This window comes from Robertmurraya kyonggiensis (genome assembly GCF_005116465.1).
In the GTDB taxonomy this organism is placed as follows: Bacteria; Bacillota; Bacilli; order Bacillales; family Cytobacillaceae; genus Robertmurraya; species Robertmurraya kyonggiensis.
On record NZ_SWBM01000006.1, the window covers coordinates 172,360 to 194,265 of the forward strand.

General features: G+C 35.7%; 14 protein-coding genes. 11 read left to right on the top strand and 3 right to left on the bottom strand.

Annotated features, from left to right (window positions below; translation table 11 throughout):
* Positions 1-11 precede the first annotated feature (11 nt).
* The gene (locus tag FA727_RS19995) at positions 12-422 is read right to left on the bottom strand and encodes a hypothetical protein (RefSeq protein ID WP_126410119.1); all 411 of its coding nucleotides are present in this window, start codon (positions 420-422) and stop codon (positions 12-14) included.
* A 1,354-nt stretch (positions 423-1,776) separates the two neighbouring features.
* Here FA727_RS19995 and FA727_RS20000 point away from each other — a divergent pair.
* Together FA727_RS20000 and FA727_RS20005 are read left to right on the top strand one after the other, a co-directional pair.
* Complete coding sequence (locus FA727_RS20000; protein WP_158318929.1) at positions 1,777-3,228, top strand: replication-relaxation family protein; 1,452 nt, start codon at positions 1,777-1,779, stop codon at positions 3,226-3,228.
* On the top strand, positions 3,228-6,113 hold the full coding sequence (locus FA727_RS20005; RefSeq protein WP_158318930.1) for a type IV secretory system conjugative DNA transfer family protein: 2,886 nt from the start codon (positions 3,228-3,230) through the stop codon (positions 6,111-6,113). The genes FA727_RS20000 and FA727_RS20005 overlap by 1 nt, the downstream gene beginning before the upstream one ends.
* A gap of 20 nt (positions 6,114-6,133) precedes the next feature.
* On the opposite strand, the gene FA727_RS20010 is transcribed toward FA727_RS20005, so the two are convergent.
* Entirely contained in the window at positions 6,134-6,862 is a 729-nt protein-coding gene (locus FA727_RS20010) for a hypothetical protein (protein ID WP_126410116.1), read from the bottom strand.
* Positions 6,863-6,998: 136 nt separating this feature from the next.
* Positions 6,999-8,396 (bottom strand): hypothetical protein, encoded by a 1,398-nt coding sequence (locus FA727_RS20015; RefSeq protein WP_126410115.1) that lies wholly within the window; start codon positions 8,394-8,396, stop codon positions 6,999-7,001.
* 1,047 nt (positions 8,397-9,443) lie between these two features.
* Here FA727_RS20015 and FA727_RS20020 point away from each other — a divergent pair.
* From FA727_RS20020 to FA727_RS20060, 9 genes are all read left to right on the top strand, one after another.
* Positions 9,444-10,610, top strand: a complete 1,167-nt coding sequence (locus FA727_RS20020; RefSeq protein WP_126410114.1) for a hypothetical protein — start codon at positions 9,444-9,446, stop codon at positions 10,608-10,610.
* Positions 10,611-11,720: 1,110 nt separating this feature from the next.
* Complete coding sequence (locus FA727_RS20025; protein ID WP_126410113.1) at positions 11,721-12,359, top strand: WxL domain-containing protein; 639 nt, start codon at positions 11,721-11,723, stop codon at positions 12,357-12,359.
* A gap of 83 nt (positions 12,360-12,442) precedes the next feature.
* Complete coding sequence (locus FA727_RS20030) at positions 12,443-13,456, top strand: WxL protein peptidoglycan domain-containing protein (RefSeq protein ID WP_158318931.1); 1,014 nt, start codon at positions 12,443-12,445, stop codon at positions 13,454-13,456.
* The gene (locus FA727_RS20035; protein WP_136833246.1) at positions 13,456-14,871 is read left to right on the top strand and encodes a LamG-like jellyroll fold domain-containing protein; all 1,416 of its coding nucleotides are present in this window, start codon (positions 13,456-13,458) and stop codon (positions 14,869-14,871) included. Before FA727_RS20030 ends, FA727_RS20035 begins: the two co-directional genes overlap by 1 nt.
* Positions 14,872-14,901: 30 nt before the next feature.
* A complete protein-coding gene (locus FA727_RS20040) occupies positions 14,902-16,290 on the top strand; it encodes a LamG-like jellyroll fold domain-containing protein (protein ID WP_136833247.1) in 1,389 nt (462 codons plus the stop codon).
* A gap of 18 nt (positions 16,291-16,308) precedes the next feature.
* A complete protein-coding gene (locus FA727_RS20045; protein ID WP_126410109.1) occupies positions 16,309-17,733 on the top strand; it encodes a LamG-like jellyroll fold domain-containing protein in 1,425 nt (474 codons plus the stop codon).
* Between the two features lie 17 nt (positions 17,734-17,750).
* A complete protein-coding gene (locus tag FA727_RS20050; RefSeq protein WP_136833249.1) occupies positions 17,751-18,155 on the top strand; it encodes a hypothetical protein in 405 nt (134 codons plus the stop codon).
* A 170-nt stretch (positions 18,156-18,325) separates the two neighbouring features.
* Entirely contained in the window at positions 18,326-19,933 is a 1,608-nt protein-coding gene (locus tag FA727_RS20055; RefSeq protein ID WP_136833251.1) for a LamG-like jellyroll fold domain-containing protein, read from the top strand.
* 29 nt (positions 19,934-19,962) lie between these two features.
* The gene (locus FA727_RS20060; RefSeq protein WP_136833253.1) at positions 19,963-21,894 is read left to right on the top strand and encodes a LamG domain-containing protein; all 1,932 of its coding nucleotides are present in this window, start codon (positions 19,963-19,965) and stop codon (positions 21,892-21,894) included.
* Positions 21,895-21,906: the final 12 nt, after the last annotated feature.

Genomic DNA, 21,906 nt, shown 5'->3' on the forward strand with positions numbered 1-21,906 from the left:
TCCGTGTGTTTTTATTTTTGCCTTCTTTTAACCAATTCTTCGATGACTTGCCAACCTCTACCCGTAAGAAATAGCAACTTATAAGGTTTGATTGATTCGTGGAAGAGTAGTGACATATCAGATAACTTATCAATTTGGTGTTCAGCTGTCTTTCTATGTAGGTTAGTTTTAGTCACTTCGTATTTGGAGTTTTGTTTCTTCCTGATTTTTGTTTTTCTTTCAACTTCAACGTTTTCAACGATCTCTTTGATAGTGATTCCTTTAAAGCTGCTATTATCTGTTTTTCTTTGTTTTTCCATTTTGCCGATAAAAAGAAGAATCTTTCTAGTGGATTCATCGGCTTCAACTATATCAGCAAACATTTGAATTACTTCAGGTTGAAAATGTATCGTGTTATGTTTCTTGTGAAGAGTAATATCCAATAATTATCCTCCTTTAGTATTTTTTTCTATCATACAATATATTAGAGTCTAATTCTAGACTCTATTTTAAATAATGTAAAATATTTTTGTTTTATAAATATCCATTATTTCATTGATAATATTAGCTTTAAATATAGACTCTATATTAAGATTCTATATAAGATTAAATGGTGATTACATTCAAAATTCAAATATAAAATCTGTTCATTTTCTAGCAAATTTCTCAAAAATGGGTATTTTTTTAGAAAACCGCTCTTATTCTAAGGAATTTATACATCTAAAAATCGATATAGACTCTACATTCAGATTCTATTGGTATACCCTTTATTATCAATGGTTTAACTTCATACTTGAAATATTTAATATTTCATTTTTCACTCATAGACTCTCATATAAGATTCTATGAGTTCGTTTCTACAATCCATATGCTGTTCTCTATTTTTCATTCCGTGTGACAGTCTACTCGCTTCAATTACTTACAGCTTTTCACAAGAAGCCTGGTGTTTATTATGAGACTTTGAGAGATTCCTATACATTCCTTGGTTTACATCGTTCTCTATCAATTCAACGAAGTTTTTCGTAGCATTTCGTTGTACTAGGTTGAAGTATCTACTTATTCCTTCTACGAACCTTATCTAATCATGATTAACCCATTTTGGACTCAGCGATCCAGCAACTTGCTCTTAATAACTTCCTTAAAATTGATATTCCCTTATACACTAATTACAACCAATTATTTCGAGATATTTTTCTATGTATTTGGATATGAACTTCTAACCCTTTTTATAATGAATCACCTTATGAATAGATATGTGATTTTATTATGAATTTGCCTATGAAACTTAATTATGAATTTTAATTATGAGTATTCTATCTGAATCATGCTACGAAATAGATAATGAATAAGTTCATAACCTTAATTTCCAACTAATAGTCACTTTCATATGGTAATTCATCAATGGAAATCTTCAGTGTATCTATTGGTACATCTAGTAATTTTTTATTCACTCTCAAGTATTCTATCGAAATTAGAATTCCCCTAAATTTTTATACGCGGAGCTAGACAATCTATGTTTCGTCGGTTGTCGATTTTCTTGGGGCTGTTTCTTCGCTAGTTGGCTTTACCTGTTTTCTTGTTCCTTTTTACTATTGGAGAACTTTCGTATATTTTGGTTGAACTTACTTGAACGAAAAGCGGGCGTACGATTCATTGACAAAATGGCTGTTTCCGTTGTACTGTATTGATACAATTGAATTAAACTAATTCATAGTTTCAGAGGCGGAAGACGCAATGAGGCATTCCTGGTACACAGGTTTGTTTCGTTGCGTCTTTTTGCGTAAAAGGAGGTCATACATGGAAACGATGGAGCCACAAGAAACACAAGAGCAACACGAAAACAAAGGAGTGGCAGCAACTTTGATCGAAACAACTATTGAGACAAAAGCTACCCATCGCAACAAAGCGTACGACGCGGCCGACGTTCGGCAATTTACCGAGCGGAACAGTGACATTGACTACAAGATTCTGTTAGCTCTTTATGAACATCGAGCACTCACGTCCGCTCAGCTGAAGAGGGGATGGTTCCCACACTTACATGAGAACTCCATTCGGAATCGCTTGAAAACACTTGCGGAAAGAAGAGTTCTTACAGTCAATGTGAAAGCGGGAATCAAAACAAGTCCCGTCAAACTCTATAGTTTGTCAGCCTTCGGCTTACGGATTTTAACAGAAAACGTACTGGAAGTAATGGAGTATGTCCCTCAGTATGATGAAAAGAAGGAGCATTACACCATTGATGATCTAAAGGTGCGTAGTCAACACAATCATCATTACGAACTACAAGAATGGGTGATGAACATTCGAGCCAAACGGCCCGAACTGTTTCATTGTGAGTGGAAAAGGTTTCCGTTCGTAGAAGAAGAGGAGGACACCGTTCGTGTTAAGCCCGATTGGTTATTCCTTGAAGCGGATGAGGCAACAAAGGAACGTACGAAACAAAATGTAGCTAACAATCCTCTACTGTACCCTTACTTCTACCGGAAGGATGCCTTTCCTGATATTAGCTTACAGCCGATATTGTGTGTGGAATGTGACCGTGGAAATATGAGCCGTACAGAGCTAGTGGATAAGTGGGAAGGGTACAAGAAGCTACCTGAATCTTACAAACCGAAAGCAATTTCCGTGTTTTATACACCGAAGAAAGCGGGAGATATGAGACATAGAATGATTCGTGATACGTTATCTCACGCGTTTGAGTTAGAGGTAATTCAGAATCATATTCAACTTTTTCAAGGTGATCCTCAACTGACACATGATATCAGCATGCTTTATTTTGAACGAGATAAAGAATTGTTACGTGGAGAAGAAATGATCGACGAAGAGCAGTTTACTACTTTGTTTAAAGGGTACGTGGAATCGTCTAATGTAGGGGAAGCCTCTATACTTGATGTTGATAAAACGATAGAACGGTTCAAATTACCGGTTCAACCAGACGCAATTATCATGAAGCAGCAGGAAAGTCCTATCTTACAGATCGTATTCTACGGTATGTACGGGTGGGTCAATCCTATTATTAAGATTCAAGCGATTAAGCGATGGTTAAAGGAAGGACATTTGTCTATGTTCTCCGAAATTCAATACATTCTAATATACCCAAATGATTCATTCTACCAAGATGTACGAACAATGGATGATGATATTTTCTATGTGTCCTATGAAGAAATTAAAGGGAGCGGGAAATGGGGCAAGGCTAGACATGAACAACGGAAACATCGACAAGTAAAATGGGTGGAGGTGTTGTTATAATGTCCAGTAATCCTGTTATTCGTTTTGTACTTGAAAATAAAAAGGTTCCGATGTGGGCGAGTATTGTCTTACATGTTATTAGCCTTAACATTCTAAATTCATATTTTCTGATGAGTTTGTCTGTTTTTCTTCTTCATCCTGAATGGACGGATAAGGCTGTACAGAAGACGCTACCGATTATCGGATATTTAGCCCCATTCTCCTTTTACACAACCCCTAATGAGCTTTCGTATATAGCGGGAGTAATAGCAATGGCGTGGGTGTGGGGTACTTGGTTATTCGGTACTCGTGTGAAAGTAACCAATGAGACAGTAAGAAGACGTGCTATAAGTTTTCTAGTAACGTGGATTAGTTTTTGTTTAATCATTATCTTATATTCAATGAGACAGATCCTGGATATCGGTTATGAAAAAGTGGTCGCATATCACTATACTATTGACGTTCAATATCAAGCCATGATGCACATTGGAGCTTTACAAATGGTGGGCTACTTACTCATGATTTTACCTATCGGAGTAATGATTAGTTTTTCTTCATGGTTATACGGCCAATACAAAGAGGACAAGCGTATTCAAGAATGGTTTAGAACATATAAATATGAATCCAGTTGGATTGGTCGTTTTGGAGAATCGGATGTTAACGAACTCCCCGACATTCAATTAGCTCGTAACGCAGAGACGAATGCTCCTGTTATTCTGGAAGGGGAAGCAAGGCAGACAGGTACAATGCTTATCGGTCCACCTGGTTCTGGTAAGACGTCTATAAAAATTAAAACGGCTTATCGAACAGATTTGGGGCATTTGCAACGGACGATTAATGCGTATCCTAGATATGTTAAGAAGTTTGGGTATGGTACTCCCGAATTTCAAAAGGCGATGGCTAATCATCTAATCGGCTCTATTATTATCGAGCCTGCAAAAGATTTATGTGATGATGCTTATGAATTGGCAATTGAACATGATATTCCAAAAGAGTTAATTGTTTATCTTGACCCTAGTAACAAAAATACACCAGGTTTTAATATGATGATCGGTCCAACAGCTGAAGTAGTGGAAACTATAACGGCGGTATTAGAATCGATAGCCGAAACAAAAGATGAATTCTTTAAACAAGCAGCTCGTGCGGTTTTAAAGCACTATGTCTATTTATTAAAGTTTGTTAAAGGTGATAATTGTACAATTCTTGACCTTGATGATTTATACCAAGACCCTCGTAAGGCAATGGATTTATTAGAAGAGTTGGAAAGTAAAATACCTTCAAAAGACACCATAGATTCATTAGACCAAGATGGTCGCATTCATTGGATTATTGTTCAAAAGGTCGTTCGTTGGTTTAGAAATGAAGGATTATCAGTACAATCCGATAGAGAAGGAATGGTTGAAAAGTATCCCGCTGGACACGAACATGCACATAAACCTAAAGTTATTGATTTACAGTTTGAATTTACTCGTCAAACCCGTAACTTACTATCCGATATTACAAAAAACCCATATCTAGCACGTATTCTTTATGCAGAAAATGGTGTTGATTTAACAAAACTATTTACTAAAGGCGGAATTTTATTAGTAAATACAGATTTAGCAAACTTAAAGGCTTTATCAGCTATTTTCGGTAAGTTGGTTTTACTTTGTGTGCAAAATGCTGTATTCCGTCGTCCGGGAACAGAAAAAACACGTTCATTGATATCTTTATATGCGGATGAATTCTATGATTACATGAATGAAGCTTTCTTACAGCTGACTTCACAAGGTCGTAAATTTAAGTTTGCTCCATTGGTAGCTTGTCAGTCCCTTACACAGTTCGGGGTTAAATTTGGTGACCGATTTACAGAGTCAATGCTAGGTACAATTCGTAATACTATCGTTTATGGTGGAACGAGTGTGTACGACACTGAACTTCTGTCAAAATACTTGGGTACTGAAATCGTAGAGGAATTACAAATTCGAGAAAGTTATACACCTACTTACATGGATTCACCATCATTCTCTGTATCTGAATCAATAGCATTAAAAGAAAAAGAAATTGCTACTTCAGATGATATTATGTTCCAAGAGTTCCGTTATTCTTACATCCGAATGGTAGATGAGAAATCACCGAAAAAGGCAATTCGTGCAGTAGGGGATTTTGTTGATCCTTCGAATGCGAAGAAATGGAAAAAGGCATTGGATAAGAGAGCGACGGAGCTTTTCTTGAAATATTGGAGAGAAGAGGACGAATCGAATGTAGTAGTGATGGAGTCTGATGATGAAGAAACTCCAATCGATAAGTTACGTAAGGAGCTTGCGAGTATCGACCAGGCGCAGGATGAAATCCGCAATATAGAAAAAGAAGTAAGTGCGGAAGAAGTGGGGAAAGTAAACCGATTCAAGCCCTTTACTCAGGAAGAAGGGAAACCCGCTCCTGACCGTAGTAAATACTTTATGGCAAGTACAAATGAAGAAGCGGCCGTTACGGTTGAAGACGCTCAATCTGTCCAAACGGAACAACCCGTAAAAGTGGATGTGCGACCAGTAGAGCCAATCAAAGTCGAAGCTGCTCCAAGTGCACCGACACCTCCACCTGTTGTTGAGTCACCTTTCCATGCACCAAAGGTTGAAGAAAAAGTACAACAAGCAACAATGAGCTTTTCTGCAGCGTTTGGAACGGCTGGTAAGGAGAAGATTAATCAAGTGATTGCTCCTAAAAAGGAACAACCCAAGCAGGAACAGTCTTTTACAAATTCATTCTCTACAAACAATGAGGACAAGAATGCACTACCACTTGCAGAAAGTGACTCTATTCCTATTAGAGAAGAAGAAGCGGGTCAGTTGAAAGAAGTGGAACTAGATAATAATGCTTTAAGCTTTTTCAATGATTTAAAGAAAAATGTTCACCAAGATAAATGAGTATAAAATAAGCCCTTTTCTCAACTGAGAGGAGGGCTTGTTTTTATTAATCGAGACCTGTAGGTTAAAACTTCATTAAACGTTTTAAGCATTTGTAGGATATTCTCTTTTTCTTTTAGCCATTTGCATTGGGAAGGATGTAAATTGCCTATTAATGGTTTAATAGTATGGTTTGATATAGTATTTCCTTCAAAGAACACCTTCAATTTTTCTTCTTTAATCCACTCCATTACCTCTTCATCGTTGTAATTGAAATACTTAGTAAAATTCCCATCCTTAAAGCATTCATACAGTGTTTTAGGCATTTGATCGAAGTATTTTATCCCACGCACCTGCATTCTTCTAGCTGGTAGTCTCATTACATTTGCCTTTGTTGAAGCTAATTCAGCAAATTTATATAACTCTTTGACCAGATCATCACTAGGCGGTAAATAGGTATCGATTTCTTCAATGATTTTTTTAAACCAATATTGGTTTTTGAGTGGTTTTCTCATAGGTCCACTTTTCTCAAAGATATCTGGATTTAAGCATTGTAAGCACATTTTAAGTGGCATCCATAAAGAAAAAATAGTATCAGCGTTCAAATCTCCTTCTAACCAAATAACATCTAAATCATATTTCTTTCTCCACTTGTCCTGGTTATATCTCTGTCTATTTTCTTTGCCTAGTATCCAGTAGTTCAAGTAATTAATTATGGGATTATCCGTATATTTGTCACCAATAAGAATTTTAATTTTAGATTCGTGCATTACATTTCCCCTGTTTCATTCTAAATAGCGGACTATTCCACATAATGTCTCGAATGTGGAACAAAAAAATCCTGTATCTAAACAGGATTTTTGAACAAACTTTGTTTTTAGTGAACGAACTTTTCTTAAAACCACATTAATAAGTTCTCTCTAGTTCAGGTAAAATCTTCTCTAACCATGCTAATATCTTTTCTTCTGTCGTAGGTCTTAAATTCGTTTCACTTATATCTTCAGCTGCTACAAAGCGGGAGATAGTAGCTTGTCCGACACCCGCTTCTTTCGAAATTTGACGGTCACTTAAATTGAGTTTGTCTTTTATGTTCCGTATAATATCCGGTCGTAGCTTTATCTCTTTCTTAACTACCATTTTCACTTCATTCGCAACCGATAAATAATTTTGTAAAGCTTCGAGTTCTTTTTCGCCTACCTTAAAGTAAGGGGCGTACTTATTAGGTGGAACAATAATGACTCGTTGTTTTAAGAAATAGTCTTCTAACCAACCGCGCTGTTCTAGCCTTTCCCAATCAAGTCCACCTTTAGCAGCATATCTCCATGAACCAATTACACCATCATTCGTTAGATCATCAAGTACCCGTGTAAATTCATCTAGTAAAAGGCTAGGTTTCTTCCTTACGTTTTCTGTAATTTTAAATCCCATTACATTTAGAAGGCCTTTTTCACCATTAATAGGGTAGGCGTATAGGGAAATTTGTTTTAGTTTTTCATTTAGTTCCCACACAAGATTCAAATACCTTGTAAGCCGTTTATGGTACTTTTGGTGTCGATAATGATATTTAAGGGCTTGTTGTGACATTAATCGCATATTCTCAGGATTTTCAATGCCTAGGTTTTCCATAAGAATGTTACCTGGTCTAACGTAAACTTGTTCAAATCCGATTGGTTCACCGTTTTCTCTCAGTAATGTGTAGTCCCCAATATAGAAAAGACTTCTGATCTCTTCTGTTTCATACACATTAAGAACAATTCCCGTTTTCTCGTCAACTTCAACATCGTCTAGTTTCTTTCCAAGACTTAATGTAAGACCAAAGAGCTTGGTTAATTCTTTTGCTGCTTTAATTCTCTTTTCTTTGTGGTAAACAGGGGACCCATCAGTTCTAAATTTTCTTGGTGTCTCCTCTCGAAATTGAAGAATATCATCAACGGTCAATGAAATCATATCTGAGCTATCTTTTTGTTTTTGCTCTGTCCATAAAATTCGTATAATATCGAATAGATCTCCAGTATACTCATCTAAATCCATGATAGTTTTACTCATGAGAAGATTCCATTCAAAATTCTTCTTCTCCACATTTTCGAGAAAAGGCGTTAATTTTCTCTTTTCAATCACATTAACCGTTCCTTCTTCTGGATTACTAATGGTCGATTGAGGGTAAGGGTACTCATCAGTTTCGATAAAACTATCTCTAGCAATCGCTTCTTGTAATCGATAATTAAATACATAGTTGTTATCTAAAATGAAATCTTCAGACAAGATCTCCTCGATTAACACTTTATTATTAGAACGAACTGCCATGCTTATATATCACCTCAATTTAACTACTCTCTCTTGTCTCTATTTTATCATGTTTTACATATGTATGTATGAATCATTCTATGAATTGGAGTGATTTCCCTCTACTAATCTAAAACAAATGATCGATATAAGTTTCGAAGGAACATTTGTGAATCACTTTGCGATTTGGGACAACTTAATGGATGCTCATTTTTTGTTATAACTCTTACAAACCCTGAAATACCAACGGTTTGAACGCTATTTTCAAGAAATAGTTATGAATCACTTTGAAACATAACTTATGAATCACTTTGCAATTTGGGACAACTTGATGGATGCATTTGATTTTTAAAAACCAGATATACACAGTAGTATCAAGGGTTTTCATCGTTTTATTAATTTTAGAAATGAATCAATTCTTATTTTCCAAGTCACATTTGTGAATCACTTTTTGATTTGGGACAAACTAATGGATGCTCATTTTTTATCAAAAACGACAAAAGTCCAATAACACCAATGGTTTCAACGCTATTTCCAAGAAATAGTTATGAATCACTTTGGATTATTAGTAATGAATCACTCTAAGATTTGGGACAACTTGATGGATGTTCATTTTTACTATAAGTTTGGTTTAAATCACGGAATATCCATGTATAGCAAGGATTTAAAGGGGAAAGTACAGTCTTTTTTCAATGACCTCTTATGAATCACTTCGCAATTTGGGACAACTTGATGGATGCTTTATGAATCATTTGGGACAACTTGATGGATGTAAGAACTTTCACTAATATTCGACAAGTCTATATATATCAAGTGCTTATAGGTATTTTTTTAATCTTTCGTTATGAATCATTTGGGACAACTTGATGGATGCTAAATTTTTTTCACTTTTTTTATATCCCTTGTCACTCATGGGATGTGGTGAATATTATGCGATTCAAAATTCTTTATGAATCATTTGGTTTGATATAATCCATTTGAAAATAAAAAATGTCGAAATTTAGTAATTGAGGAAAGAGTTATCTTTCCTAGTGACTATAAATCTTGTAATGAGGAGGTGAATGAGGAATGAAAAGAAGGAAAAAAAGACAGGAAATTAAAATCTACGGATTTCCATTTCCGCAACAGCTACTTGATGATCTAGAAGCTTACCAAACTAAACATAATGTGTTATTCCCAGCGAGTGCCTATGCAGCGCTTCTTTGTGTTTTAAAACAAATACATAAAGAGAAGACCAAGATAGGAGAAGTTCATGAGTTTAAAATTGCTGAATACAGTCAAGAGTTGGATATCCCATATTCAACCTTATATACAGGTTTGAAGTTTTTAGAAATGCACGGGTTCGTCTATGAATCAATCAATACATCTGGTAAGTCTGTTATTAAACTTCATAACTATTCTATCTATCATGGTGCGAATGCTGAAAAGTTTAACTATTTCACAATTCCTCATTCCCTTTTCACAACAAACATCATGCAACAGCTAGTTCGTACAGCGAACGCTAGAGTCTTTGAATTATTTTTCTTATTAATGAATCAATTCCGAAATGGGATTGCCAATGTAACTGACATGGGGAAAGTAGAAGAAGTTGTCTATTCTCGTACAATGAGTACGTTAAAAAAGGATCTTGGGAAGCGTTCAAAAGGGGTTCGTGATGCAATTTCATTACTAGAACCTTTATTTAATATTACATATGTGGGTTTAACGTATAGAAAAGAGCAAAAGTGGATTACAAAAATTGAGTTCAGTTTAAAACCGCATACGGTCATTGAGAATACTGACGCATTCGACGTTCACCCATTAATGAATGAGTTACAGGGAGAAACGGAAGTATTCTTTGATGAAAATGGAATCTCCTATAAACCTCGTGATCTATTCGATATTATGGTTTCCTTCAAGTATGAAGTTATCGAGGTTTTGAAGTACGTTTCTAAAGACGACGGAGAATATAGAGATTTTTCAGAGAGAGATGCGCATATCCAAAGTTTTTACTATCGTTGTTTAGGATGGTTTAATGACCATATCAATAAAATGAAGTACCAAAAACAAAAGTTCCACTTCAGTAAGAGTATTGGGGGATACTTTAGAACGATTTTCCGTAATCATATCCAAAACTTTATTGAAAAAAACATTTCTTCTGATGTGATCATTGAGGCCAATTGGAAAGAATACGTGGAAACCGGTAAGGTTCCAGTCATAATGAAAAGACTTCCAAATTTTAATACAGCTAAATAAGTTAGCCTTGCGAAAAAAATATATAATTCGCAGGGCTTTCAGTCGTGGATAAAAACGCAAATACACCCGCTTGGGGTGTATTTTTTTTGTCTATTTTTCGAGGCTAGCATGAAAATCATTCATATTTCTGTTCATCCAGGGTACTGAAAACATGATTTTTTAAATGTTTGCTTCTGTTTTTGCTAGATTTTCAAATGTTTGTAACTATATAGAGAATCATTTTAAATGTTTGTCACTTTACGAAAAATTAATCATATGTTTGCTTCTAGCAATATTTTTAATCAAATGTATGCCTCTTAGAGTTGTGAATTGTTGAAATCTTTACTTGTGGATAGTGTGAATTATGGATTATATAGCATGTAGTAAGGTGGGTTGAACACTAGAACTGTAAGGGATTGAGGTCGTTTTTCAAAAGTTGCTTATATAGTTGATTATTCTTTATTTAGTTGGGTTTTTTATTATTTTGAGGTTTTTATTACTTTGATATTTTTTATTGTAATGATTTTTTATGTTACTAATATATTTAACAAGTACTTGGAGTATCTAATGAGTTATTCTTTGTAAATTCCTAATTTCTATTATACTATTTATCCTTTTACCAATATATTCGTGAGAATCTAGAATTCAGTATTGAAATTATAGGAAAAATCGACTATTATTTTGTATAGAGATTTTTAAACCTTATAACTATTGTAAACATAAATGAACAAGAAGTATGGCGGAAGACGCATACCTCTCCTAATTAGGGGAAGTATGCGTTTTTTTTGTCTTTATAAAAAAGGGTGATTGATGAATAGATCCATTGCAAAAATGTAGGGAATTTCCTATATACGAATAACTCCTATGAATTGTTCATATGAGAGATTCTCTATAAATCCTCAGAAAAAGGAAAAAAGTAGGTGAGGTCTGCATGGTAAAAGATAGTATGATTTCAAATTTAACAGGCATCTTTTTTGCTCTTATAGTGTTTTTAATCCTCGTAGGAGCAATTCTGAATTAACCATGAGTTTTCGCAAGCGTTTGTATTGATCAAGACAACACTACTTTTAGGAGGTGATGGGGTAACTTAGTAGGCTCATAGTTTTAAATTATTTTTAGGAGGAAAGATTAATGAAAAACGGATTAAAAAAGAAGATTTTCACACTTACTTTAGGGATTGGGCTATTTTCAGCAATCTTAGTAAGTGGTTCTGCCTTAGCTGAAACTTCCATGACAACTAAAGCAACACAGGCGATTCAAGGGGGAGAGAAGGACGTATCGATTAATTCTACTACAACCTTTGACCCTATCGTATTGAATGGGGAAGTACAAACAACTAATGCTAATCCTGGACAGTTAAACGTCACAGATGCTTCAGGAACAGGTGAAGGATGGAGAATTCAAGTTTCTGCATCTCAATTTACCGAAAAAACACCAAGTGGTGGATTTGCGGCCGGAACAACTGCTAAGAAATTACCGCAAGGCTCATTAAGTTTATCTAATAGTGGAAGTACTATTTCAGCTGTTGGAACAACATCAGCTTCACCTACATGGGTTGCAAATGAATGGATTCTCGACAACGGAAGTGCTGTAAATATTTTATCTGCAGCTAAAAACGCAGGTATGGGAAAATATACGGTTGCATTTGGAGCTAATGGTTTGTCGTTAACATTAGCGCCTAACACTACGTTTATTGATTCTGTCAACTATCCTAATGGTTCTACACCATATGAATCTACTATCACATATACCATCGTGACAGGTCCATAAAACAAGAAAGGAGAGAGAGGGTGTAGGCTTAATGGTTACACCTTCTCTGCTTAATAATGAAAAAAATTGTAATTCTTATAGCTATGATATCAGCATTTATTATTCCTCAAAGTACATATGCCAACACGAATCCAGTAGAAGCTTTACCCTACAAAGTCATACTAGAACTACCCGATAACCAACAAAAAGGAATTAAAGGTTATTACAATCTTTCGCTGTCTGAAGGTGAAGAACAAACCTTAAATATGACTTTACAAAATATAAGCGATAACACCATTCATCTAACGATGAGGCCCGGGAATGCTTTAACGTCGACGCAAGGTGGAATTATCTATATTGAAAATCGCGGGAACGAGTACACCACTCTGACCGAAGAAAATTTTTACATGGATCAAAACATTACTGTTCCAGAAAAGGTTGAATTAGCTCCACATGAAGAAAAAGTCGTATCGGTTAAAGTGAAGGCCCTTGAAAAGGGAACTTCTCTAGGTTCTGTCCTTATTTCTCAAGACGAAGCCGATTTTGAAACGATTAAAGAAAATGAGAATGTGGAGTTATCAGCCAAAAATAGATTTATGTTTGCAGTTCCTATTCAAATTAATACCGAAGAAAAACCTAATTCTTCAGAGAACATCAAATTATTAGATATAAAAAATATCATCGCTCCTAATAAAAGCTTTATTGGCTTAGAATTAGAAAATCCTAATGCCGAAATTAAGGAGATTTCTTTTAAATACAAGGTTTTCAATAAAAAAGGAGAAGTCTTGTTTGACGGAGAAGCAACTCCGTTTAATGCAGCACCAAAATCTAAAGTATTATTTCATATACCGTGGCAAGCAGGAAACTACGAAGCTGGAAAGTATCAAATCAAATTAACAAGTGATCAAATTGGAGAAGAAGTAACAAAAGAGTTTTCCATTAAAAGAGACGATGTGAAATCGTTCATAACAGAATCTGGTTTGGAAGTTCCGAATCCCATTTTAAATATGCCACTCTTATTTTGGATAGTAATTGCAGTCATAATTGTAGGCTCTGTTTATGTTTCTTATCGAATTGGACGAAAGAAAAGCAAGAAAAGTGAGAAGGATGTGGCTTAATGAAGTCTACTATAAGGGTCCTCACAACGTTGGCCCTTCTTTTTTTCTTAATCGGAATTAATAAAGAATCGGCTTATGCTGCCTCAGACCTGAATTTTAATAACAATGCCTACTTTGAAATAGGTAACGGAAGTCAAATTGATTCGACTCCAAAGATTTCTGTACAAGCTTTAGTAAAATTCACCTCACTAGATGTACCTCAAGCGATCGCATGTAAAGCAGAGGGCGGAGGATTTTGTCTTGAATACGACGTTAATGATAAAACGGTTCAGCTTTCCCTTTATATTGATGGTGTATATCGAATTGCAAATGCTAACAGCTCACCAACGCTCAACACGTGGTATCACATTGTCGGTACATATGACGGTACCAATATTAGGCTCTATATTAATGGTGTGTTACAAGATGATGTACAAAGTGCACCAGGGCAAGCCACAAAGACACCTACTACCCCTTTTGCAATCGGACAAAATCCGAAAGCGGGCGGAGGGAGTACATATACTAAATTTCATGGTTATATAAGAGAAGTCAGCGTTTGGAATAAGGCATTAACACAAACAGAAGTAAACAGCATAAGAAGTAACGGGGTTAAAGGATACGAATCAGGCTTAGTAGGGGCATGGAAACCCAACAGTCTAACTACTGGAAAAGTCTATGATTTAACCACAAAAAACATGGATGGGATAGGGTACCGCTTTTCTCAAGCCTTCCCATTAATAGCATCGAGCATATCGGACTTAGGCATGAATTTAAGTTGGACTAAATCATCCGAAATATCCTCTTATAAACTTGTTCGCGGATCAAGTTCTCTATACTCTGGAACAGGTAATAGTTACTCGGAAAAAGCTTTAGTCTCAGATACCAATTATGATTACACCTTGACAGCCATAAGTACAAATGGAGAGTCTATTGACAGCAAGACATTTAAAACGGCGGTAGGAGAATTGGCTATTTTACAAGTCCCATCTGCAATTAACTTTAATCCCATCACATTAAATGGAGCTGATCAGAAGTCTTATGGTACTTTTAATCAAAAAATTATCGTTAAAGATACCAGGAAAAGTAGAAATGGTTGGAAGTTAGTTGTGAAAGCAGCTCCTTTGAAAAGTTCAAATGGTGTAAGAACCTTTCCATCTAACAAAATTGCTTTAAAACCTGTTTCTGCAATTACTCAAACAAGCGGAGCGGTTGCTACGAAGCCGAGTATTACGAATTCAACACAACTAATTGATACCTCTTCCGTAAAAAAAATTGTTAGTGCCGGTACGAATACGGGACAGGGGGTATACGAAATCACTTTACCATCACAAGCATTGGAATTAAGCGTCAATCCGTCAAATGCCTACGTAAACCCAAATGGTAGTTCACTAAATTATTATACGGATCTCACATGGACGGTTGAACCAGGAGCTTGATAATAGTTCTTATAAAGGAGGGGAGATTATTTGAGGAAATTCCTATTATTTATTCTTTTAATTGTAAGCTTAGCGGTATCACCTTCAGCAAGTAAGGCGGCGGTTAGTGGTCTAAATTTCAACGGTCAAAATAATTACATAAATCCAAAGTTGGCTTTTGACAACTCAAAACCATTTACTGTACAGGCCGAACTAAAACTCAATCAAATAAATACCGCTAATAACATGCATATTGTATCAAATTTGGATGCGCGAAAAGGGTTTGCGATATCTTATAGAACATCTGACAACCGATTAACATTTGTTTCTTATAACGGTGATAGTGCAACTCAATCCGCAAACTCTTCTAACAATATACAAGCAAATAAATGGTATCGAGTGACTGGAGTATATAACGGTACGGATTTAAAGCTGTACATAGATGGCGTTTTACAACAAACAGAAGTTTTAAGTGGTGTTTCTCAAAAAGGAATTCCTCCTGTTTTCTTTGGAGCTAGACCGATTGGAACTGGAACAAGCTACACAGAACCGTTTAAAGGGGAATTAGGCGAAGTAAAACTATGGAATAAGGCATTAACACAGGCAGAAGTCACCAATAACAATAATACAACTAATCTAGTTGGATATTGGGTGTTAGATGGACTGACAACAAGTACTGTTTATGACCAAAGTATAAATAATAATCATGGACAAGCATTTAATTTTTTATCAAATCTTGGGCTATCAGCAAGCAATCTTACTGATATGGCGATAGGCATGTCATGGGGAAATTTCACGAATGCGAATTATGAGCTTATTCAGAATGGGAGAACCATTTATAGCGGTCCCAATGCACAATACACTCACCAAAACTTGATCTCTGACACTTTATATAGTTACACGCTAAAGGGGAAGAGTGCAAACGGTGAAAGTATTCCTATTACCAAAACTTTCGCTACAAAACCAGGAGAATTGTCCATATTACAAGTTCCATCCGCTCTCAACTTTAATGCTATTACGCTTAATGGATTGGAACAAAAATCATATGGTTCTTTTAATCAAAAAATTATCGTAAAAGATACACGGAAAAATAGAAATGGTTGGAAACTTGTGGTCAAAGCAACTCCACTAAAAAGCACAAATAGCATGAGAACTTTTCCAACGAATAAAATTTCTTTAAAGCCTGTATCCTCCATAACACAGACAAGTGGATTGGTAGCTACTAAACCAACGATTACGAACTCTACACAGTTTATTGATGAAGAAAAGAAAAAACTCGTCAGCGCAGGTACAAATACGGGCTACGGGGTGTATGAAATAACTCTACCGTCTCAAGCGTTGGAATTAACTTTAAGCCCGGCAAATACCTATGTGAACTCAAATGGAAGTGCTTTATCTTACTTTACAGACCTTACATGGACTATTGAAGAGGGAGCATAAAAGGAGGAAAAAAACAAAGTGAAGAAACTCTCTGTTTTAGTTTTGCTATTTTCCATTCTCGTCCCTAATTTTCATATTGCCCAGGCTGCGGAGATAACACCACCAGCCTCTTCTTTGCAATTTAGCGGAAATGAAGGAGTAACGGTTAATAATATAAATAGCAATCAAACAACAGGCGCTAAATCAACAATTGAAGCATGGGTGAAATGGAATGGAGGGAATGCAACTTATCTTGTGTTCGGCTTTGACACGAGCTATGGAGTAATTTTTCATAAAACCGGATATTTTGGCATTAATACAGGGCAAGGAGAAATTATAGGTGTCCCTTCTAGTAATCTAGCTGGAAGATGGTTGCATATCGCAGTGGTATTACCTAACGCAAAACCAACCGCACAAAATGCAAAAATCTATATAAACGGAGTACTCCAAACTCTCAATTTATATAAAAGTGATGGTAGAGATTCTATTCAACGATCTGTATCAAAAAATCTCTTTATTGGAGAAAATCATAATCCCAATTATGCCTATCCCTTCAACGGTCAAATAAGTCAAGTAAGGTTTTGGAATGGGGAGAGAACCCAAAAAAAAATTACTGATTTAGCAAATTCTGTGTTAAATGGGAATGAAGCCAATTTATTAGGATATTGGATATTTGATAACCTCACGACCAAATATAGCTATGATCAAACCTCTTATCAAAATAATGCAGTAGTGAACGGGAATTATGCAACCCCTCTTTCTTTAACTGCAACAGCTATTACAGATATGGGAATGAATTTAAATTGGAATGCTGTAAGTAGGGCAACAAATTATGAATTAGTAAATGGGGAACAAAAAGTCTATGAGGGTCCAAACTTATCCTTCCATGATCAAAACCTTCAATCTGAAACCAATTATAGTTACAAAGTGATTGCTAAAAATGACAACGGAGAAAGTCTTCCCCTTACAAAATCTTTTACGACTGCAAAGGGAGAACTAGCGATATTGCAAGTTCCAACGAATATTTCCTTTAATCCAATCACATTAAATGGAGAGATTCAGAAATCATTCGGGACCTTTTCTCAATCTATCATCATTAAGGATACTAGGAAAACTCGTAATGGATGGAAGTTAATGGTGAGTGCAACTTCTTTAAAAAGTTCAGACGGGCTAAAGACTTTCCCAAAAGAAAAGATTGCCATGAAGCCTGTTGCTACTATTTCTCAAAAGAGTGGATTAGTTGCTACAAAACCGACAGTAATTAATAATACGCAGATAATCGATTCAACAGCAAAGAAACTTGTTAGCGCAAACACAAATACAGGTTATGGTGTATTTGAAATAAATTTACCATCACAAGCTCTAGAATTAACCCTTAATCCAGAGAATTCTTATGTGAATTCAAATGGTAGTGCGTTATCTTATTTTACCGATCTAACATGGTCGATAGAGGAAGGAGCTTAAAAAGGAGGTGATTAAATATGATTAAAAGAACTCTTTATTCACTACTTTGTATCATGGTGTTGTTTGGGGTTGTTAGTAATTTTGCCTACGCTGAAGAAGTTACTCAAACTATTAATTTAAACTTTCCTCAAAAGAATGAAATTACTCAATCTCAAACTATTCACGTTCCTAATCTATTAGAAGTAACGAATATAGATGTAGATAACGGGAATGTAAATTATGAGATTAATGGAGATAACGTAATAGTCACAGCCACTAATGGGACACCTGTTCAAGTACAAACAGGTGGCGAATATATTCCTGCAGAAACAAAGTATGTAGAAGGCCAAACAAACCAAATTATAATCAAAACGGTTATGTTGGAACTCTTGAAAAATACTTATACTCAGGAAGTTACACACCCTCCGATACCAAATATGTAGAAGGCCAAACAGCAGCATCTTACAATCAAGGTGGATATTCAGGAACACTAACACAATATGTATATAGCGGAAGTTACACACCAGCTCATACTAAATATGAATCCGGTGAAAAAAGAGCATCTGGATGGTGTGCGAACGGGGAAGCTTGTAAGACAAAAGCTGAAAGTGGTATGTACTCATCGTATTCCTATAATCAAGACGGATATACAGGAACGCTCAATGAAATAGATTATGTATATGATTCATGGGCTGATAATGGGGGGTTTAGTTGGACCCGTTACCAAAAATATGGTGGCAATGTAACAAAACCAGCAAGTGACACCCGTGTATATCGTTATAAGGGAAATGTAACAAAACCCGCCGTGGACACTCGCGTGTATCGATACAGGGGCAATGTTACTAAGCCAGCCGTTGACACCCGTACATATGAATCAGTCTATACTTACAATGTCACTCTTAAATATAAGGTATGGCAAGTTCCACCTAATCAAATTGAGTTAGATGGCTTAACTTTCAATGGCACATCACAATATTTTAGTATTCAGAATCTACAATCTTACAATGTTAGCAAAAATGTCACATGGGGCATTATGATTAGACCGAAAAGTTTAATCGATCAAACAATAGTTTCTAATGGGGACATTGAGTTTAAGATAGACAATCATAAGGTACAAGGATGGTTAAAGATAAATGGAGAACAGGTTGTTCTAGGATTTGAAGCTAGTAACCTACACTTAAACAAATGGACTCACCTTGCACTTTCTTATGATGGCGAACAGGCTAAATTCTACTACAATAATCAATTAGTGGATAGCAAAACAATTATAGGTTCTCTTCAGTATGAAAAGAATTTGAATATTGCTATAGGCAAAAACCCAGCCACTGACACTTCTTATTTTAATGGTGATGTAAGTCAATTCAGCATTTGGGATAAGGAATTATCTCAAGACGAGATTAATCTTGCATCTAATGGAAACTATCAAAATAGCGGGTTAGGGGAGTGGACATTCTCTACTTTAACGAATGCTTTAAGTTATGACCAGAGTTCAAATAAGAATCATGCTAAAGGCTATAATTTCTCACCGTTGAATGAGTTGACTGTTGAAGATATAAGCGATTTAGGAATGAAGATTAAATGGAATGCTTTAAACGAAGCTACTGGATACGAATTAAAAAGAGGAGAAGAAATAGTTTATGACGGAGAAGAATTAAACTATCGCGAAGAAGCTCTTCAATCTGAAACAGCTTATGAGTATGCGATTACAGCTAAAAATAGGAATGGTAAAAGTGTACCCGCTAAAGCTAGTTTTACTACAAATCCAGGAAGTCTAGAAATTCTTTCTGTACCTTCTGCTATTTCTTTTAACCCGATTACATTGAATGGGAAAATGCAAAGATCCTATGTATCTTCAATGGATAAAATTATTGTAAAAGATACTCGGAAAAATCGTGATGGATGGCGGTTAACGGTACAGGCATCAAATGTGAAAAGCAGTTCTTCTGATAAGTCTTTTCCAAATAAATCGCTCAAACTACAACCGCTCTTATCTGTAACACAAACCAAAGGTAAAATAGCTGATTCACCCAATATTAATACCCTCACACAATTCATTGATGAACCAGGAGAGCACATATTAGTAAATGCTTCTTCTTCAACAGGACAAGGGATATATGAGATTAATCTACCGAATAACGCTTTAGAACTAACCATAGACCCTAGTACTTATGCTAATGAGTACGAAACAGATTTAAACTGGATATTGCTGCCTGGTTATTAAAATATCTAATAAGGAGGTGAGAATTCTTAATGAAAAAAGGAGTTTCTATATTTCTTTTGTGTATATTATTCTTCGGCTCCACAGGTAACATTGGATATGGAAAAGAATTAGTGAAAACGAAGAATGTCATTTTTCCTGAAAGCACTCTTGCTAATCAAACTCAAACCATTAACATACCAAATTTACTCGGAATAGAGAGCATAAGTGTAGATAATGGGGAAGTCGATTACTCAGTAAATGGTGACAGTGTTGAAATAACGGTTTCGAACGGAACTCCAATTAAGGTTCAGACTGGCGGTGAATATATCCCTTCGGATACAAAGTACATAGAAGGGCATACCTCACCTTCCTATAATCAAGATGGATATGTAGCGAATAATCTAGAAAAATATGTTTATAGCGGGAGTTATACAACAGAACAGCGCAAAACACAAACGGAGTCAAGAACAAGCTCCACTAACAGCTTTCCTAATTCCATTACTTTTAATAGCGGTGGATTTACAGGACCACTAAACAAGAGTGGTAGCTCAACTGTTATAAGTGGTTCACCAGCTGCTAGTAAATTTGTGTCGGGAATCGGGAATACATCACAAGGAAAACAAGAAATTTATAAGTATAATTCGTCTACTAAGAAGTGGACGTACAGTCATTCTGTTACGATAGCACCGTGGATTACTCAAACTTATAACTATAATTTAGATGAATTCACAGGTCCTTTAGACGCAGTTTATACATCAAGAAGTGCAATCACTGAGTTTCCAGTACCAGCTAATCCAGTAAATGGGCAAACACATATATATAAACAATATATCAATTATTACAAGTACGAAGGGAATGTCAGCAAGCCTGACACAAGGGTATGGAAACAAATTTATTCGGGAACGGTTGTTAAACCGGCGGTAGATACGAGAGTTTATCGTTATCGTGGAAACGCGACTAAGCCAGCAATCGATACAAGAACGTACCAAACGGTTTATTCTTACCAAGTGACGTTTGAATATAAAGACTGGTCAGTAGACCCTAATTCTATTGTTTTGGAAGGTATACCTCTGGATGGAGTTACTCAATATTTTCAAATACCGAATTTGGCTCTCTATCAGAAAGATAAAAATGTGACTTGGGGGATATGGATCAAACCAAAAAGTTTATCCGACCAAACCTTAGTTTCGAATGGAGACATTGAATTAAAGATTGGTAATCAGAAAGTCTACGGTATCCTTGAAATTAATGGTGAAGAAGTCAATCTTGGATTTGAAGCCAGTAACCTACACTTAAATAAGTGGAATCTACTTGCATTATCTTATGACGGAAACAACGCAAAGCTCTTTTTTAACAATCAACTAGTAGCGGTTAAATCGATTACAGGTTCTCTTCAGTATGATGAGAATTTAGATATTGTAATCGGGAAAAGTCCATCCTCTAACGCTTCCTATTTTAATGGTGAAATCAGCCAATTTAGTATTTGGGATAAGGCTTTATCCAATGATGAGATCGCGCTTGTTTCTAGCGGAAATTTCCAAAATAGCGGGATCGGAACCTGGAAGTTTACTAGCGTTACGAATAGGGTAAGTTACGATCAAAGCGTAAATAAGAATCACGCAGAAGGTTTTTATTTTTCTCCACTCATTGTATTAAGTTCACAAGAAGTAAGCGACATAGGATTGACATTGAAATGGTCAAAACACTCTCAAGCTATATCATATGAATTAAAGAGAGGAAAAAATATACTCTACGAAGGAAACAGTGATACCTATTCGGACCGCCCGCTGGTTTCTGATACAGATTATAGGTATACCATAACTCCACTCAGCGAAAAAGGAGAAGGGGTTGCAACTTCTGAAACTTTCAAGACCGCTCCAGGTAGTCTTGAATTGTTACAAGTACCTAATAATCTGACTTTCGCTCCTATGAAATTAAGGGTCTTCGGAATATATAGTGGAATTACTATTTTAATAATTTAAAAACAGTTAGTG

Bases quoted from the DNA above. Each gene is read 5' to 3' on its own strand.
- FA727_RS20000 (WP_158318929.1), top strand. From the start codon at position 1,777: ATGGAAACGATGGAGCCACAAGAAACACAAGAGCAACACGAAAACAAA.
- FA727_RS20005 (WP_158318930.1), top strand. From the start codon at position 3,228: ATGTCCAGTAATCCTGTTATTCGTTTTGTACTTGAAAATAAAAAGGTT.
- FA727_RS20010 (WP_126410116.1), bottom strand. From the start codon at position 6,862: ATGCACGAATCTAAAATTAAAATTCTTATTGGTGACAAATATACGGAT.
- FA727_RS20015 (WP_126410115.1), bottom strand. From the start codon at position 8,396: ATGGCAGTTCGTTCTAATAATAAAGTGTTAATCGAGGAGATCTTGTCT.
- FA727_RS20020 (WP_126410114.1), top strand. From the start codon at position 9,444: ATGAAAAGAAGGAAAAAAAGACAGGAAATTAAAATCTACGGATTTCCA.
- FA727_RS20025 (WP_126410113.1), top strand. From the start codon at position 11,721: ATGAAAAACGGATTAAAAAAGAAGATTTTCACACTTACTTTAGGGATT.
- FA727_RS20030 (WP_158318931.1), top strand. From the start codon at position 12,443: ATGATATCAGCATTTATTATTCCTCAAAGTACATATGCCAACACGAAT.
- FA727_RS20035 (WP_136833246.1), top strand. From the start codon at position 13,456: ATGAAGTCTACTATAAGGGTCCTCACAACGTTGGCCCTTCTTTTTTTC.
- FA727_RS20050 (WP_136833249.1), top strand. From the start codon at position 17,751: ATGATTAAAAGAACTCTTTATTCACTACTTTGTATCATGGTGTTGTTT.
- FA727_RS20055 (WP_136833251.1), top strand. From the start codon at position 18,326: ATGTACTCATCGTATTCCTATAATCAAGACGGATATACAGGAACGCTC.
- FA727_RS20060 (WP_136833253.1), top strand. From the start codon at position 19,963: ATGAAAAAAGGAGTTTCTATATTTCTTTTGTGTATATTATTCTTCGGC.